Below are 16,307 nucleotides of genomic sequence, written 5' to 3' on the forward strand. Positions count from 1 at the left end.
TGAAAATGTTCAACAAAGTAAATTATCTATTTCTGTTTATGCTATGGGTGTCAACCATAGTAAGTTGTAAAAAGAACGATTCTGGAGATCCGGAGCCGAAACCAGAGCCGGTACAGGTGCTGAGCATCAGTATTGACGAGCTCAAAAAATTAAGCACCGCTGCGTCAGTCGACGTTCCGGATGGTAAAAAAATTAAGGGAATTGTTATATCTGATGCATCTGCAAAGAACATCGATAGTAAGACACTGGTATTGCAGGAAGCTACCGACAAGCAAGGTATCCTTATCAATTTTGATGCTGCACACACCTTTGCCCTTGGCGATGAAGTGGAGATAGATATCTCTAAGAAAACATTGGCACAGGTGAACGGTGAAGTTATGTTGCAGAATATCCCGGTTGCCAACGCTAAAAAAACAGGTACAGGTACGGTAACTCCGAGAGCAACTACTATCGAGGAAATTAATACCAATAAAGTAACATGGAATGGTACCCTGGTATCTATCGGTGGCGGCATGTTCACAGGAAGCGGAAGATATGCAGGCACGTTATCTTACGGAATTGACAACGGAAGCATTAAATCAGTTGTTGCCAGTGGCGCAGCCTTTGAGAATACAGACTATCCGGCTCTGACAGGAGGATTGACAGGTATTGTTCGGATATCTGGCAATGAGGTGTTTTTGAATATTCGTAATGCGGCTGATGTAAAAAGTTCCGAATCTTTTGTGATCGTCGATGATTTCTCCGGAGCTGAGCCTAATCACTATGTCCAGATCACTACCAGTAATATTTATCCACGAAAGGTCATGACCAATGCGACTAAACAATTTCCAAATGCGGCTGATTTGTTTCCGTTCAGTCAAAGCGCCAATGGTTGGACCTTCGCTAATGCAAGTCACAACAGGGTAAAAGTGGCTGAGGCTACTGATGAAGATGAAGGTTTCCTTACCCCAGGAAGAAATTATTTTTGGAGCGTGCCGGCCCTTACAACAACATTAGCCAACAGACCGACAGCTGTCTATAATACAAGCTTTAATTTTTTCCGTGGAACAAAGCTGGGAGGAGATGATGCTGATAGATACAAACTTTTGAAAAATATTACTGTCGTTGTTGCTGGTAGTAAAACAGGTCCGGGGTTCTGGAATTCAGATCTCTATAAAGATTACAGTGAATTTACTGCCTTCGATGCCGCAAATGATGGTTTTAAAGTTAAATTGATGAGTAAAGGAACCACTGTTCTGGATGCTTCTCCGGTTTTTAATGATCAGGGGATATGGCACACGGTAACCTTCAAAGATGTAAATACCAAAGTTGCCGCTTATGACACTGAGCAGGGAAGCTATCGCAGTGATTTCTATCTGGATATAGAATCACTCAGAAGACGGGCAACTGTTACCAGGGGTAGTACCTCAATGGTTGCCGGTAATCCGGTAGTGATCGACAGGATCATTCTTGAATTTTCAGAGAAGCCTGATTGGGCTAATTAGTAACAAATATTATGCAGGGCATCAGTACCTCGAAGCATCAGCATCTGGTGGATGCCCTGCTTCGAATGGAAAGATTATTAAACAAAAAAACAGATCAGGAGGCAGATAAATTACTGTGTGCTGTCTATCTCAGAGAACTTGAGACTGCCTTTTTTCAATATGAGCAGCTACTGTCTGAATTGTCTTCCCTGATTGAAGGATATAACGAGCTGTTCGGCAAGGCAAAGACGCAGTTCCTGTCGCCACGACTAAAGAAGCTGCGCAGGCAGGTACATAAGGATACGCAGCTTTCTTATCTGGTACTAGAAAACATCCGTCTGGTTTACCGCACCTGATCTGTGCGAATGAATGAAGTGGCGCGTCGTTAACACATAACGCGCGCCCTTTTATATATGGCGAGACTTCTGATCCAGCAATTGGACAGATCACTTAAGGAGACTTCGTCAATATTCTCTGTTTCCAGCACTTGTTTACGGGATCGTGCAACAGTTTCCTGACGCAAGATCCCGAACAGATAATCATCGAATTGGTGTACTTCCGAAAGACGGTGTTTGTGCTACCAGATTTTTAGCAGCGCGTTCATTACCAGTTCTTCAGCATCCTCGCGGCTGGAAACCTCTTTGCAGGAATATACTGTTGACAAACAGTAATTACAAAAGTTTTCCTGAACCCGAGGCCAGACGCTCAAGTGCTGCAGCAATGCGTTCGACCTTTAAAGATTCAGATCTTGCCGACACTATCCAATCGGTATACTGCTTTTGCTCCTTTTTGGAGAGTTTCAGGAAGTTTTTAAGCGCCTCTGGATCGTCTTCCAGGCATAGAAGGAAATCGTTGGCATCTATCACAGGCAGCTCTTCGGAGAACAGCGTGATTGTTACAAGATCTCCCGCCTCTTTTTTAATATTCTTCCTAATCTCTGCTTTTACCGGGAGGAACACAGAGCCTTCCTTCATTGGCCAAATTTTACTGTCTTTCAGCTCAAAATCATCAATAAAACCGCCGGCTTTCTGCCAGCCGAAAGCTCTTTTTTCTCCGAAAGGTCCGCCGGGGACTCTTGCATAGGTCCAGCCGCCTTTTCCGGGAAACTTTTCAAGGATTACTTCTCCGTTGAAAAAAGGTTTTTTTACAGAGTTCATAACAATTCGATTTAGGAATTATTTCAAACGGCGATTTATTTCTAGTGTTCCTCTTCCTGGTCGTCTTCCTCGTCCTCTGGTTCCTTATATTCTGAGATCTGTTTACCTATTCTGTTTGCCTCTTCGTTCAAGTCGAAAAGGGGGATGTCTGTTTCCGGGTCGAGTCTTAACCATTCAGCGTCGGTATCTTTCTGAATTTTCATATACTCCACACCATCTTTGAATACGGTAAAAACGTCGTTCTCTTCGGGAAATATGGCGTAAATCACATCTCCCAGTTCTATGTCGAAAGGCTCTTTCATCAGGATAAATTATCTTAAGAGTGTTTTTTCTTTTTATTCAACTTCGCCTTATACCCTGAACTGAAGTTGTAATTTTTGTTATTGCTCGCTTTTTTCTCGTGAAATGCTGCGCCTGGGGCCTCTGGGTCAACTGGCTTTGCTTTGGACTTTTTACTGGTATCCTTATCGCCGACCTCTTTCTCTATGATCAGATCTTCAGGAAGTTCGGCAAGCGGTAATCTTTGTCCTATGACCTGCTCTATCTTCCTCACTTCGCTCAGTTCCAGATCCGTGCAGAAAGTGATGGCAATAGTATCTTCATCCGCCTCGTCGTTTTTAACAATACGGCTTACAAAGGTTTCCTTTTCTTCAGGGATGTCGAAATGTATCAAAAACGGGATATCGTGTAATGCCGCGGTACCGCCGGCTTCATTGGCTATCACCAGCACCCGCATGCTTTCGTCCTGCCTGAAATCGTCAATGCTCTTAAAACCGGTCGATTCAAAAAATATAGGATTTAATAGCGCAACTTCTCCTCGTATAACCACGTTTAGTTGCTGATAAACTTTTTCGGCGGTTAAGCGTGTATTGACAAATACTACAGCCTTTGGAAAAGTTTCAGCATCTGATAGCAGCAGTTTTAACAAATTCAGTTTGGTGCGGAAGTTCGGTACCTGGTAGAGCACCTGTTCATATATTTCTACATCGGCATCCGGCAATTCATCTACCTCAATAACTGCAGGATCGCGCATAAAAGGATCGATCATCAATTCAAGCCGCTCATGCAGAACTTCAGAAAATATCAGGTGCTGGCAGCGTTGAATACTGTTAGCCAGTTCAACAACAGGAAGTTGTAATCCCTGTTTTACGATCTGGTGGGCATCATCAACCACCATCACCTGTATCTTATTCAGGTTTAACCCTAGTTTCAGGTAAATAGCACGGGCCCTGTCCGGACTTGCAACCACAATATCAGCTCCGTCGGCCAGTGCATCCATCTGGCTTTCCGTTCCGGGAGTATTATACAATGACACTACTCGTATCGTTGCGTTCTTATTAAGACGCTGGAAAAGCTCAGTTACAGCCAGTACAGCATCTTTGTCGGGTACCAAAACAAGTGCTCTTGGTGCTTCTTCAACGCCATATTTCAGCTTTGATAGGATTCCGAGTACATAGGCTGTCGTTTTTCCGCTTCCTTCGGGGCCAATGCCTATCACATCCTGGCCACCGCTGATACGCGACAAGGTATTGTATTGCATTTCCGTAGGGGTTAAAAAGCCTAAATCTGTTATCGACTTCTGAATCTGTTTACTAAGCTTTAATTTTTCTGGCCACACCATTTTGGGATTCTGTATTATTATGCAAAGTAACGGAATTTGAATGAGAGTAGGTTATTATGCTTAATTTTGAGTTTTCAGCATGACACATTCGATAAGCAAAATATCCGCTACGGACGATGAGCTTAAAGCTCTGGAACTAGAGACCGAACTTCTAGAAAAAGAGCTCTCGATGCTTGAGTATGAAATAAATGCATTCGAATCAGAAATCAGGTCTGCTTTATATGTCCAGATAAAGCGGATAAAGGAGCTCACGGAGAAGTATAAAGGCCTAAAACTTGACAAGAAAAATAGGCGCCTCGAGCAAAAGAAAAGGGGCAAGAATTACCGGGAGCCTGTAGGGTTGAAGCCAACCAGGCCAGCGCTCAGAGATAGCAAAGGTTCAAACGCATCAGATCAGCGGGAACTGAAACGCTTATACAAGGAGGCTATTGTGCAGGTGCATCCAGACAAGCTAACAAATGCCGATGAGGATACCACTCAAAGAGCCACTGCTCTCACCGTTGAACTGAACAAGCTTTATAAGAAAGGAGATCTGGAAGAGCTAAATAGCTTGCATGAACATATTTTAAGTGGAAATGCCATGCAACACGAACGTTTCAGGGCAGAAACCCTGGCAAGTCCGGCAGCATTGCTTAGTTTTCTAAAAAAGAAGAAGGCAAATCTTATTGGGGAGATAGAAAATCTTAAGATGTCGGCGCTTTACCAGGAACTGGCGCTTCAGAAAAGCCATGCAGATTTCATCAACGACTTGCGAATGCAGTTTGAACAACGGATAATTCAACTGGAATTCAGAACCCGGAAAGCCAAAGATTAACTGAAAGATAAAGACCGTTCGTAATATTATTGACACAGTTTATTAAAAACTTTTCTCTAAGAGGCTTTTGTATGTAATATTGGAGAAAAATTGATTATTCAAACTCTTAAATCTTTTCAAATGAAACCGAGTACTAAATTAGGTTTAATAGCAGCATTCGCTTTGTTGGCGTCTACAGCTATTTCGCAGGTTAAATTGCCGGCAGCAAGTCCTACCCAAACCATTAACCAGGATTTTGCCTTGTCAAACATTTCTATCACTTATTCACGTCCAAGTGTAAAGGGTCGGGAAATATTCGGACAACTGGTACCTTATGGTGCGGTGTGGAGAACCGGAGCTAATGCCTCCACAAAAATTAAGTTTGGGGAAGAGGTGAGTATCAATGGAAAAACGGTTCCTGCAGGAGAGTATTCATTGTTCAGTATTCCCGGTGCTAATGAATGGACTTTTATCCTGAGTAAGAATTTAAAAGGCTGGGGTGCGATGGGCTATAATGATTCTGAAGATTTGTTACGCTTTACCGCTAAACCTCAGGAAATTCCTTTCAGTATTGAAACCTTTACCATGTTGTTTGCTAATCAAACACAGAATTCGGTGGATGTACAATTACTTTGGGACAACGTGTCTGTAGGCTTTACAGTAAAGGCCGATATCGATTCAAAAGTAATGGCCTCTATTGCAGAGGGAATGAAAGGCGATAAGAAACCTTATGCTCAGGCTGCAACATATTACTTTGATAATGGTAAAGATCTTAAACAAGCTCTGACATGGGCAAGCGAGGCAGTAAAGGCTCAGCCGGATGCTTATTGGCTGGAACACCTTAAAGCTAAGATCCAGTTGAAATTAGGTGATAAAAAAGGTGCAATAGCTTCAGCGGAAAGCTCAATGAAAAAAGCGGAAGCCCAAAAGAATCCCGATTATGTCGCTTTAAATAAAAAGCTGATAGCTTCAGCTAAATAAATGATTTAATTATTTGCCTGGCACTTCTCTAATGCCGGGCAAATTTCTATTCCGGTTTAGTTCTTCAAACAAAAGTCCGAATACCACTACCAGTACGCAACCCAGCACGTTTAACCAGAGGTAGGCCATCACTTCAAAGTAATACACTGCACAGATCATTATCTCGGCCAGTACGGCGGCATAAAATACTGCATTTCCACCAATACGTTTTACATAGAAGGCAACCACGAATATACCCAGAATGGTACCATAAAAAAGAGACCCCAGGATATTAACGGCTTCAATCAGGTTGCCCATTTTTCCGGCGTATAGTGCCATTACAATACTTACAATTCCCCAAACCACGGTGCTTGCCCTTGAGAATGACATATAGCTTTGCTCCGAAGCGTTTTTGTTTATCAGCCGTTTGTATATATCCACGGCTGTTGTGGAAGCAAGCGAATTGAACGCACTGGCAATAGATCCCATAGAAGCCAGAAAGATAATTGCAATCAACAGTCCAACCAGCCCTTTGGGCAGGTATTGGGTTACGAAGCTCAGGAAAACATAGTTTGTATCGTTGGTGTTTGCCTGAGGGTTATTCTTTTCCATTAAGTCCAGCGCTTTCCCGCGCACTGCTTTCAACTCCTGGTCGGCCGCTTTCAGTTCGGCTTTTAACGACGGGCTTTCGATGTCTTTCTCCAAAGCAAGAACCTTTGATTTCCTTACTTCGAATTTTTCTTTATATTCACTTTCGACCTGTTTATAATCATCAGCGTAGTTCGATTTTTGAATCTGGTTAACTTCGTACTGGTTAAAAAAGACCGGGGGCTGGTTGTATTGGTAGAAACTAAATACCAGAACTCCAATTAGCAGGATAAAAAACTGCATAGGGATTTTGATCAGGGCATTCATGATCAAACCCAGGCGACTTTGATTGACGGAACTTCCGGTTAAGTATCTGCCTACCTGCGACTGGTCTGTACCGAAGTAAGATAGCTGCAGGAAAAAACCACCGATAATTCCGCTCCATACATTATATCGGTTGTCCCAGTCGAAATTCCAGTCGATGACATTCATTCTGTCCATGCTTCCGGCAATATGGAGCGCATCTCCGAAACCAACATTTTCTGGCAAGAGGCTTACTACTACAAATCCTGCGAAGAAGAGGCCTGAAAAGATAATGCTCATTTGAAGAAGCTGGGTGTATGACACTGCTTTGGTGCCGCCATAAACCGTATAAACGATCACCAGGCCTCCCATAAATAAGGTGGTGTAGGTGCTGTTAATATTGAGAATGGTACTAAGGATAATAGCAGGAGCATAAATAGATATTCCCGTAGATAAGCCGCGTTGTATCAGAAACAGAAAAGCAGTAAATGCCCTTGTTTTTAAGTCAAAACGTTGCTCGAGGAATTCATAGGCGGTATATACTTTCAGCTTATGAAAAATTGGAACAAAGGTGATGCAAAGCACGATCATGGCCAGGGGAAGCCCAAAGTAGAACTGTACAAAGCGCATGCCGTCTGAAAAAGCCTGGCCCGGAGCCGATAAAAAAGTGATGGCACTTGCCTGGGTCGCCATTACGGAGAGTCCTACATGAAACCAGGGAAGGGATTGATTGCCCAGGAAATAGCCGTCCATATCGCGGGTGCCCCGGCTTTTCCAGATACCATATACAACAATAAGGAGCAGGGTGGCTGCTAATACGATCCAGTCAATGGTGCTCATGAGTAGATGGAGGTGATGAGTGAGAAAATCAGGATCAAAAATACCAGCCAGACGACGATCAACAGGTAGAACTGTTTCCAGGATTTTATGAATGGTGGTAAGCCTTCTTTGTTGCTCATTTAGGTTTCAAGTTTTAAATGGTTTATGCTGGCCCCGCAGAGGCCAGCAATGATCTTTTATTTAGATATTAAGTTAACAAACAACCGGTAAGCGCCTGGTACTCCGGCAGGTAATTGCCTGAAAAATGCAAGCCCGGTATAAACAAACCTTCCTTTACCGTAATTGCCTACAACAAGGGCTCCTTTTGTTTCAGGTTCACCCTGATCCTTCATGGCCAGCAGGCTTTCATATTTAGCATCGGTGTCCGAAAGATAATAAATGCCACGCTCTTGTATCCATCCGCTGAAGTCGCTTTCGGTGATCTTGTTCGGATAGTTAAACAGGCGGTGGTTAGGGTTAAGGATATTCACTTTCGTGTCTTCCTCGGTGGTCCGGTCGCGGCTGATGGTAAAAGGGTAGGGTCCTATGTCTTTGATCACCAGGGGTTGACTTACATTGTACTGGACCAACAGAACGCCCCCATCTTCAACGTACTTCAAGAGTTTGTTGTTCATGAACTTCATGCGTGGCTGAACGTTGTAGAGGCGTACTCCCGTTATAATAGCGTCGAAACGGCTTAAGTCTGAATTTAACACCTGGTTCTCATTCAAAAGTGTGACCTCATAACCCACCTGCCTTAGCGCTTCTGGAATCAGATCCCCCGCGCCCGGAATGTAGGCGATCTTTTTACCTGCTGTTCTCAGGTCGAGTTTAACAAGGTTCATTTCTGCTTCCGGAAAGTAAGTAATGGCGGGAATATGATCGTACTGAATTGTTTTGAGTGATTTGGAATAAACGTCACCATTAAGATGAACTTCCGCCTTTAGCTTAGCGTTTGCTGCAGAAACCTTTGGCTCAATTTGAAATTCGAGGGTTTGTTCATCCGATTTGTCTTTTAATTCAAAAGGGATTGAAGAGGGCACAGCCTTCCAACCTTCCGGCAAGCCCAATTTAAGATTGCCCTGGCTATTATTTTTTAACGCTTTAAGCTTTACACTAAGGCGCTGTGGTTTATTATCTGTAAAGATTAATTGTGATTGTTGCAGATTGGCAATGACCGGAGGAGTGATTTCCAGGTTGCGATATACCTCGCCCCGTATAGGGTCTGTAAACTTATAGACCACCGGTCGCTGAAATGAAATGGTTCTGCCCAGGATAGTCAGCTCGAAACAAACTGAAAGCGGATCAGGATTTTCAGCAAACCCAATTTTGGAGCGGTCATTTATTACATACTCGCCAGCCGGATGACTTTGTTCAAGCCAATAGGGCTGAGTTAAACTACTTGCTTTAAGCTCTGTTTCTAAATTGTTTAAATGATTTTCTGCCAGGATTAAGGATTCCCCCCGAATATTATCGTTTCCCGTGATCCGAATGGAAGGATTTAATCCATAATGCGAGATTGCCTGGATCTTTACCTTAATGTTTTCACCCACCGCATAGGAGGGATCGGTTGAATACGCTTCAAACCAGATGCCTGAGGTACAAAGAATTAGCTCTTTAAGGTCCTTCAGCTTGTCTTTTTTAAGAGCCGAGTCTTCCAGCTTAGTAACCAGCGTATAAAGATCAAGCAGCGCAGGTGTCGATTTCCAGGGGTTTTCGATATCATAGTCCCTGCTGACCCTATCTGACAGTTCCTGGATAGCGGCAGCTCCAGGTATCCTGGTCCAGTTAATAGCCACCCCGTCTAAAATGTCTTCACTTACTGCCGGACCTTTCAGCAGTTTAAAATACTCATAAGATTCGCCGCGCTGGCGGGCTACTCCAAAACCCTGCGATTTATGTTGCGAGCGGCTTTCCGAAGCTATTTCTCCGTAGCTTTTCCCCAAAAGGGCGTTATATTTTCCTACATTTATTTTTAACTGATCTTCGCTGGTGGTATTATTAGTGCCGAAGTTATAAGTGTTCCAAAAAATTCTTTTTGTTTGCCATACTTTCACCTGTCTCAGTTGATCAGGAAAGCGCAGGGGATCTGCAGCTGCAAGAAAAGCCTCCTGAGCCAGGATAGAAGAGGCAGCATGATGGCCATGTCCCGCGCGTGAATCGCCGGGGAAACGGGTGATGATCACATCCGGCTGGAACTTCCGGATCACCCATACCACATCGCTCAATATGCGTTCTTTATTCCAGATGTTGAAGGTTTCGTCGGACGTTTTAGAAAAACCAAAGTCATTGGCCCTGCTGAAAAATTGTTCTGCACCATCAATTTTGCGGGCGGCCAGGAGCTCCTGAGTCCTTATCAAGCCCAATTGCTCGGCCTGCTCAGAACCGATAAGGTTCTGCCCTCCATCACCACGGGTTAAAGACAAGTAACCGGTTCGGAGTTTTCTTTCACCTACCAGGTAGGATAACAGGCGGGTGTTTTCATCGTCGGGATGAGCCGCAATATATAATACGCTGCCCGTAATACTGAGCCTCTGAAGACGGTTCTTGATTTCTGATGAGGAAAACTGTGGAGAGGTCTGGCTTTGTGCAGACAATGAAAAAAGCAGCAGGCTGCAGGCGAAAAATCTAAACTTCATTAGGCTAAAGTGGTGTTTCGACCCGCAATTTAATGAAGCTGTTTAAATTTCTACGTAAAAATTGGGATATATTAAGAGAATACTCCCGTTTAACAGGGATTATTCTCTTAATAAAAACTATTCCTCATTGAGGATCTTTTCAAGTTTATCTTCTGTGAACACATGCGCGAAGTCATCGCCTTCGATCATGATCTTAACATCCGGAGAACCATCTTCCTGGTCTTCCTGAACTATAGCCTCCCTGCCATCATTCGTTTGTACTTTATCGCCAAATTTAAATTTTGCCATAATACTTCGTTTTACGATAGAACAATAGAGAGCTGCTTAGGTTTTCTAATTCACACTTGAATCCTCTTCCATTTGCCTTTTTTAAACAAAATATATCCGGCAATGGCGATAGCTGTTTCCGCAACCGGAATGGCAATGAAAACACCTAGGGGCCCCATCTCAAGATACTTAGCCAGGAAATAGGCCAGGGGGATCTGAAATAACCAAAATCCAAAGAAATTAATCTTCGTAGGCGTCCAGGTATCTCCGGCACCGTTAAAAGTATTGATCAGGACCATGCCAATACCATAAATTATAAAGGCTACACTCATAATTTTGAGTGCAGTGCTGGCAACTCTTTGCACATCGAAATCATTTGTAAAGAACGAAATGAAATAAGGCGCAGCCACGAAAGTGAACAAGGTAACCAGCGCCATAAAAACTACAATATATTTTGCAGTTTTAAATACCGATTGCTCTGCTCTATCCACTTGTTTTGCTCCGAGGTTTTGTCCAACCAATGTAGACACAGCATTGCTCAATCCCCATGCGGGCAGCATAAAAAACATCATGATACGTAAGGCTGTCTGATACCCGGCAGATCCTGTGTCGCCACCGGTAGTGGCAACAAGCTGTGCAAGAAAGATCCAGCTGCATGAAGCAATTACGAACTGAAAGATACCGGGTGCTGCTATCTTAAGGAGCGCCTTAATCTGTAGCCAATCAGGCCACAGGTACTGGAAGTGCATTCTGAAGGCACTTTTTGCGTAGAATAGATGATACAGCTGGTAACAAACACCTAAACCACGTCCAATGGTGGTTGCAATGGCCGCACCGGTAAGACCAAAGGCAGGTACAGGCCCAAAACCATTAATTAAGATAGGGCATAAGATGATATTAGCCAGGTTAGCAAGCCACAAACTCTTCATGGCGATAACGGCGTTTCCGGCCCCTCTGAAGATACCGTTGATTAGAAACAACAGCATGATAATGATACTGCCTCCCAGCATGATCTGCATGAATAAAGTGCCCTGCTGAGCAACATCGTTTGATGCACCCATCAGTTTTAATATTTTGGTGGCGTATACAATTCCCAGAATACTGATGATAACATTAACGATTATCGCAATAAGTATACATTGCATCCCGGCTTTTGCGGCTGCAACCGGATCTTTTTCCCCAATCCGACGGGCAACAACAGCGGTTGCTGCCATACTTAAACCGATAGCAAGCGAATAGATCACAGTGAGAACAGATTCCGTAAGGCCGACCGTTTGAATGGCTGCACTGCTATTGTGTAAATGTCCAACGAAATAAAGGTCTACCAGGGCAAAAACAGATTCCATAGACATTTCGAGCATCATAGGAATTGCAAGTAAGATCACGGCCCGGCGAATGCTCACCTGCGTATAATCGATTTCCTCTCCACGCAGGGAAAGTTTAATGGCTGAATAAAAATCAGATAGTTTACCCAGTAAGAATGATCTGGATGATAACATAAAATAAATAATGATAAATGTGAAAAACAGCAGAGTATATATCTGCGCTTAATTTAAATTAGGAAGGAGGGTGCCCTTATTGAACGTAACGGGCTTTCAATACTATCATAGTCTAAAAGCTAGGCCGCAAATGTAATAAAAAATTAAAATATAAAGCAAAAAAACTCGGTTATAAAATAACTTATTAGCATACGCATACCCTTGTTAGCGCACGCGCAATGTCGTTATTTAAGCTTTTGTGCATCAAGCGTAAAAGTTGGGGGACTAAGCATGTTAACGCCTATCGTCATGCCGAATTTATTTCAAGTTATTTCGGCATCTCTTGAACTATGTGCATGATGCCCTGTTTAGGCAAGAGGTCCTGAAACATGTTCAGGATGACGAAGAAATAATGCCCACAACTTTCCGCTTGATCCGCTTTTGTCTGTCCTTAGAAGTTCCTCTAAACAAAAAAAGGCTGTCTCTAATAGAAACAGCCTTTTTCAAAATGTATTTGTTTAATTAATTTTTCAACGAATCAACACTTGCATTAGCAGCAGAATCAACAGTGTCAGCCTGGCTTTCTAAAGCTTCAGCTGTAACATCAGCTGTAGAGTCGATAGAATTTGCTAAAGAATCAGTAGTGTCATTTTCAGTTTTTCCTGAATTACAAGCTGCAACTGATAAAGAGATTGCGAAAGCAAGGAATCCAAATTTAAATAGATTTTTCATAATTATGTCTTAATATGATTTGATAACCTTTATACCTGCGGCGAGAAAAGGTAACCCGGTCTTTAGGTTTTTTTGTAAAAAAATTATACGGTCAAACAATATCCTTTTTTGCTTTATGTCGTTCATTAATCAATATTGTCAATCAAAGTACTATTTTTGAATCTTAATGAGATTTCTCTTTCCTGCTTTTCTGTTTGCGTTGTCTGCGGTGATTATCCCGGTCGTAATTCACCTATTTAATTTCAGGAAGTTTAAGAAAGTACATTTTAGTAATGTTAGTTTTCTTAAAGATATTCAGCAGCAAACCTCTTCTGCACGAAAGCTCAGAGATCTGTTGCTTCTAACAGCCCGGATCCTGGCAATCGTATTTCTTGTTTTAGCTTTTGCCAAACCTTACATACCTTCAGAACAAGGTGCAGGCGGTTTCCAGCAGCAGATCATAGGTATCTATATTGACAATTCTTACAGTATGGAGGCGATTAACAGCGAAGGTTCGCTCCTGGACGAGGCTAAGCGGCGGGCTAAAGAAATCGCAGCTTCCTATGGATTAAACGACAGGTTTCAGCTTTTAAGCAATGATTTTGAAGGCAGGCACCAGCGTTTGTTGAATTATGATGAATTTCTCAGTGCTGTTGACGAGGTAAAGATCAGCGGTGTGAACCGTACCCTTGCAGAGGTTTTAACACGTCAGCAAGAGGCATTTTCATCAGAACATGGCTTGGAGAAGTCGGTTTATGTCGTTTCTGATTTTCAGAAGAACATGATGGAAGAGTCAATAACGGCTATAGACAGCACGATTAACCTGCGCCTTGTACGTCTCAGTGCCAATCCGCAGGCAAACATCTCGGTGGATTCCGTATGGTTTCCTTCGCCCGTGCACAGGTTGGGTGAGATCGAGAAAATGGTTTTGCAGCTTAAAAATAATTCAGATAAGAAAGCCGAGAATATACCCTATAAGCTTATTATTGATGGCCAGCAAAAAGCTATCGGTAGTATCAGTGTTGAAGCAAGATCTACTAGCAGGGACACGCTTTCTTTCAGTGGCCTGAGTTATGGCTGGAAGAATGCTGAAGTGTCAATTACGGATTATCCCGTGATCTTCGATGATCGTTTTTTCTTCACCTTTCATGTAGACCGGCAGATACAGATCTTAGCCATTCATGAAAGTCAGCCAAACCGATACCTGGATGCAGTTTACCAGGCAGATCCATTTTTTAATGTGGTGAATGTCAGCTCCGGAAATATAAATTATTCTTCGCTGGGGAGCTATCCACTTATCATCCTTGACAATACCGCTGATATGTCCACTGGCCTGGCACAATCCCTGAACAGCTATGTCAGGAGCGGAGGAAGCCTGATGGTGTTCCCGTCCCTTAGCGGGGGGCTCTCCGGGTTGAGTACTCTAACAACTGTTTTGGCTACCGACAATCCTGAAGCGGTAATAAGCCAGCCCGTGAAAGTGAGTTCCCTTAACGTGCAGCATCCAATATTTAGGAACGTCTTTGAAGAACTGCCGAAGAACCTCGATTTGCCGGTAGCAAATAAGTATGTCCGGTACAGTAATCTGAGCAGGACCAACCGGCAAAGCATACTTGAACTTCCTGGACGAAGAACATTTATCAGTGAATACCGGGCAGGTAAGGGCAGAGTGTTCTTATCGGCGGTTCCCCTAGATGAGGAATCCGGAAATTTCGTTCGCCATTCAGTTTTTGTTCCTGTAATGTATCAGGCTGCCTTTTTAAGCTTACGCGACAATCGTTTGTTTTATACCATTGGCAAAGATCAGCTGCTTGAGTCCCCGAAAATTACCTTATCCCCCAACCAAACCCTCCGCCTCAAAAAAGGTGATTTTGAGGTCATCCCCAACCTTCGGCAAACGGAAACTGGTAGTAACGTTTTTATCTCAGATCAGATAAGGGATCAGGGTATTTATAGTTTGATTAAAGGCGACAGCTTGCTGGCCACCTATGCATTTAACGATAATCGCTCTGAATCCGATCTCACTTATGCTACGGAGTCTGAACTAAAAGAAAAAATACCCCATAAGAAAAAAGAAATTTTCAGTCCCGGAAAAGAGTCGCTCAATGCAGCAATAAAAGCAGTAAATAATGGTGTGCAGTTGTGGAAACTTTGTCTAATTTTGGCCCTGATTTTCCTGGCAGCCGAAATTCTCATAATAAGATTTTACAAGCCAGGTAAAGAAAAACTTAACTATTAATGAAATCGATACTTTTTCGCTCAGCAACAATACTTCATCCCCAATCTGAGTACAATGGAAAAAAGGCGGATGTATTGATAAAAAACGGAATAATCACAGAGATATCCGGAACAATAAATGCCGCAGACGAAGATTTAGTGTTGATTGATGCGGAAGGAAAATATTTGTCTCCGGGATTTTTTGATCTCAACGCCAATTTTGGTGAGCCGGGATTTGAAACCAGGGAGGACTTGATAAGCGGGGTGGCAGCAGCGGCAGCAGGCGGCTATACCGGAGTTGCAGTGCAACCCTCAACCTACCCGCCAGTACATTCAAAGTCTGAAGTTTCTTATATCGTTAACAGAACTAAAGATTCACTGGTTAAGGTATTGCCAGTTGGTTGTATTAGTAAGAATCGTGAAGGAATTGATCTGGCTGAATTGTACGATATGAGACTTGCCGGAGCTGTGGCTTTTTCGGACGGAACAAAACCCGTTACAGACTCAGGACTTATGAGCCGGGCACTTCTTTACGCCCGTGGGTTTGACGGCCTGATCTTTTCATACCCGGAGGACAAATCGATCGCTGGCGCAGGTAAGATGAATGAAGGCCAGGTAAGCACTTATCTTGGGATGAAAGGAATTCCTTCTCTAGCCGAAGAAGTTCATATTTCAAGGGACCTTTATCTGGCGGAGTATAATGAATCGCCGATACATTTCAGCACAATTTCTGCTGCTGGCAGTGTTTCACTTATCCGTGAAGCCAAGAAAAAAGGCTTAAAAGTGACCTGCGATGTCGCGGCACATCACCTGGTGCTGACTGAAGAAAAACTGGAAGATTTCGACAGCAATTATAAAGTTAAACCACCCCTGCGTACCAGGGCCGATCAGGAAGCATTAATTGCCGGTCTTCGCGACGGAACGATCGATGCTATAGTATCGCAACACACTCCTCATGAAATTGAGTTTAAAGAAGTTGAATTTGAGATTGCCTCATTCGGTATAATCGGTCTGCAGACCGTTCTTCCATTGGCTATCGCGGCAGGTTTAAGTGCTGAGGAAATTGTAGAGAAGCTGGCCATACGGCCAAGAAATATATTAAATTTGCCAGTCCCTGCTTTTGAAGAAGGTGAACCGGCAGATTTTGTACTGTTTGATACTGAGCAGGAGTGGGTGTTTAGTCCCGATAATAACCGTTCAAAGGCTTCGAATTCGCCGTTTATGGGCGCTGTACTCAAAGGTAAGGTGCTGATCACGGGAAACAATAACCAATTATTTAACAACATATAGA

At 43.2% G+C, this 16,307-nt stretch carries 15 protein-coding genes; 6 read left to right on the plus strand and 9 right to left on the minus strand.

The window, feature by feature from the left end; translation table 11 throughout:
- Window positions 1–5: 5 nt before the first annotated feature.
- Window positions 6–1,484 carry a DUF5689 domain-containing protein gene (locus J3P37_RS14585; protein WP_256012086.1) on the plus strand — a complete coding sequence of 493 codons (1,479 nt, stop codon included), beginning with the start codon at window positions 6–8 and terminating at the stop codon, window positions 1,482–1,484.
- Between the two features lie 11 nt (window positions 1,485–1,495).
- On the plus strand, window positions 1,496–1,819 hold the full coding sequence (locus J3P37_RS14590) for a hypothetical protein (protein WP_256012087.1): 324 nt from the start codon (window positions 1,496–1,498) through the stop codon (window positions 1,817–1,819).
- A gap of 315 nt (window positions 1,820–2,134) precedes the next feature.
- Here the strand turns inward: J3P37_RS14590 and J3P37_RS14595 are convergent, their stop codons facing one another.
- The 3 genes from J3P37_RS14595 to J3P37_RS14605 are packed head-to-tail and all read right to left on the minus strand — an operon-like array spanning window position 2,135 to window position 4,160.
- On the minus strand, window positions 2,135–2,620 hold the full coding sequence (locus tag J3P37_RS14595) for a YdeI/OmpD-associated family protein (RefSeq protein WP_256012088.1): 486 nt from the start codon (window positions 2,618–2,620) through the stop codon (window positions 2,135–2,137).
- Window positions 2,621–2,661: 41 nt separating this feature from the next.
- Window positions 2,662–2,922 carry a hypothetical protein gene (locus tag J3P37_RS14600; RefSeq protein ID WP_256012089.1) on the minus strand — a complete coding sequence of 87 codons (261 nt, stop codon included), beginning with the start codon at window positions 2,920–2,922 and terminating at the stop codon, window positions 2,662–2,664.
- 14 nt (window positions 2,923–2,936) lie between these two features.
- Window positions 2,937–4,160 (minus strand): DEAD/DEAH box helicase, encoded by a 1,224-nt coding sequence (locus tag J3P37_RS14605; RefSeq protein ID WP_305121169.1) that lies wholly within the window; start codon window positions 4,158–4,160, stop codon window positions 2,937–2,939.
- 160 nt (window positions 4,161–4,320) lie between these two features.
- On the opposite strand from J3P37_RS14605, the gene J3P37_RS14610 reads away from it, so the two are divergent.
- Together J3P37_RS14610 and J3P37_RS14615 are read left to right on the plus strand one after the other, a co-directional pair.
- Window positions 4,321–5,055, plus strand: coding sequence for a hypothetical protein (locus tag J3P37_RS14610; RefSeq protein ID WP_256012090.1), 735 nt, complete (start codon window positions 4,321–4,323; stop codon window positions 5,053–5,055).
- A 120-nt stretch (window positions 5,056–5,175) separates the two neighbouring features.
- Window positions 5,176–6,015, plus strand: a complete 840-nt coding sequence (locus J3P37_RS14615; RefSeq protein WP_256012091.1) for a DUF2911 domain-containing protein — start codon at window positions 5,176–5,178, stop codon at window positions 6,013–6,015.
- A gap of 9 nt (window positions 6,016–6,024) precedes the next feature.
- Here the strand turns inward: J3P37_RS14615 and J3P37_RS14620 are convergent, their stop codons facing one another.
- The 6 genes from J3P37_RS14620 to J3P37_RS14645 all read right to left on the minus strand — a co-directional run bounded on the left by J3P37_RS14620 (window position 6,025) and on the right by J3P37_RS14645 (window position 12,820).
- Complete coding sequence (locus tag J3P37_RS14620; protein WP_256012092.1) at window positions 6,025–7,725, minus strand: sodium:solute symporter family protein; 1,701 nt, start codon at window positions 7,723–7,725, stop codon at window positions 6,025–6,027.
- Window positions 7,722–7,844 carry a hypothetical protein gene (locus J3P37_RS14625; RefSeq protein WP_256012093.1) on the minus strand — a complete coding sequence of 41 codons (123 nt, stop codon included), beginning with the start codon at window positions 7,842–7,844 and terminating at the stop codon, window positions 7,722–7,724. Before J3P37_RS14625 ends, J3P37_RS14620 begins: the two co-directional genes overlap by 4 nt.
- Before the next feature lie 57 nt (window positions 7,845–7,901).
- Window positions 7,902–10,343 (minus strand): PIG-L family deacetylase, encoded by a 2,442-nt coding sequence (locus J3P37_RS14630; RefSeq protein ID WP_256012094.1) that lies wholly within the window; start codon window positions 10,341–10,343, stop codon window positions 7,902–7,904.
- A gap of 117 nt (window positions 10,344–10,460) precedes the next feature.
- Window positions 10,461–10,631 (minus strand): hypothetical protein, encoded by a 171-nt coding sequence (locus tag J3P37_RS14635; protein WP_256012095.1) that lies wholly within the window; start codon window positions 10,629–10,631, stop codon window positions 10,461–10,463.
- Between the two features lie 50 nt (window positions 10,632–10,681).
- Window positions 10,682–12,109, minus strand: a complete 1,428-nt coding sequence (locus tag J3P37_RS14640; RefSeq protein WP_256012096.1) for an MATE family efflux transporter — start codon at window positions 12,107–12,109, stop codon at window positions 10,682–10,684.
- Window positions 12,110–12,610: 501 nt separating this feature from the next.
- Window positions 12,611–12,820, minus strand: coding sequence for a hypothetical protein (locus J3P37_RS14645; RefSeq protein ID WP_256012097.1), 210 nt, complete (start codon window positions 12,818–12,820; stop codon window positions 12,611–12,613).
- A 166-nt stretch (window positions 12,821–12,986) separates the two neighbouring features.
- Between J3P37_RS14645 and J3P37_RS14650 the strand changes: the two genes are divergently transcribed.
- Window positions 12,987–15,038, plus strand: a complete 2,052-nt coding sequence (locus J3P37_RS14650) for a BatA domain-containing protein (protein ID WP_256012098.1) — start codon at window positions 12,987–12,989, stop codon at window positions 15,036–15,038.
- Window positions 15,038–16,306, plus strand: a complete 1,269-nt coding sequence (locus J3P37_RS14655) for a dihydroorotase (RefSeq protein ID WP_256012099.1) — start codon at window positions 15,038–15,040, stop codon at window positions 16,304–16,306. Before J3P37_RS14650 ends, J3P37_RS14655 begins: the two co-directional genes overlap by 1 nt.
- Window position 16,307: the final 1 nt, after the last annotated feature.

This window comes from Desertivirga xinjiangensis, assembly GCF_024436435.1.
GTDB classification, from domain to species: domain Bacteria; phylum Bacteroidota; class Bacteroidia; order Sphingobacteriales; family Sphingobacteriaceae; genus Desertivirga; species Desertivirga xinjiangensis.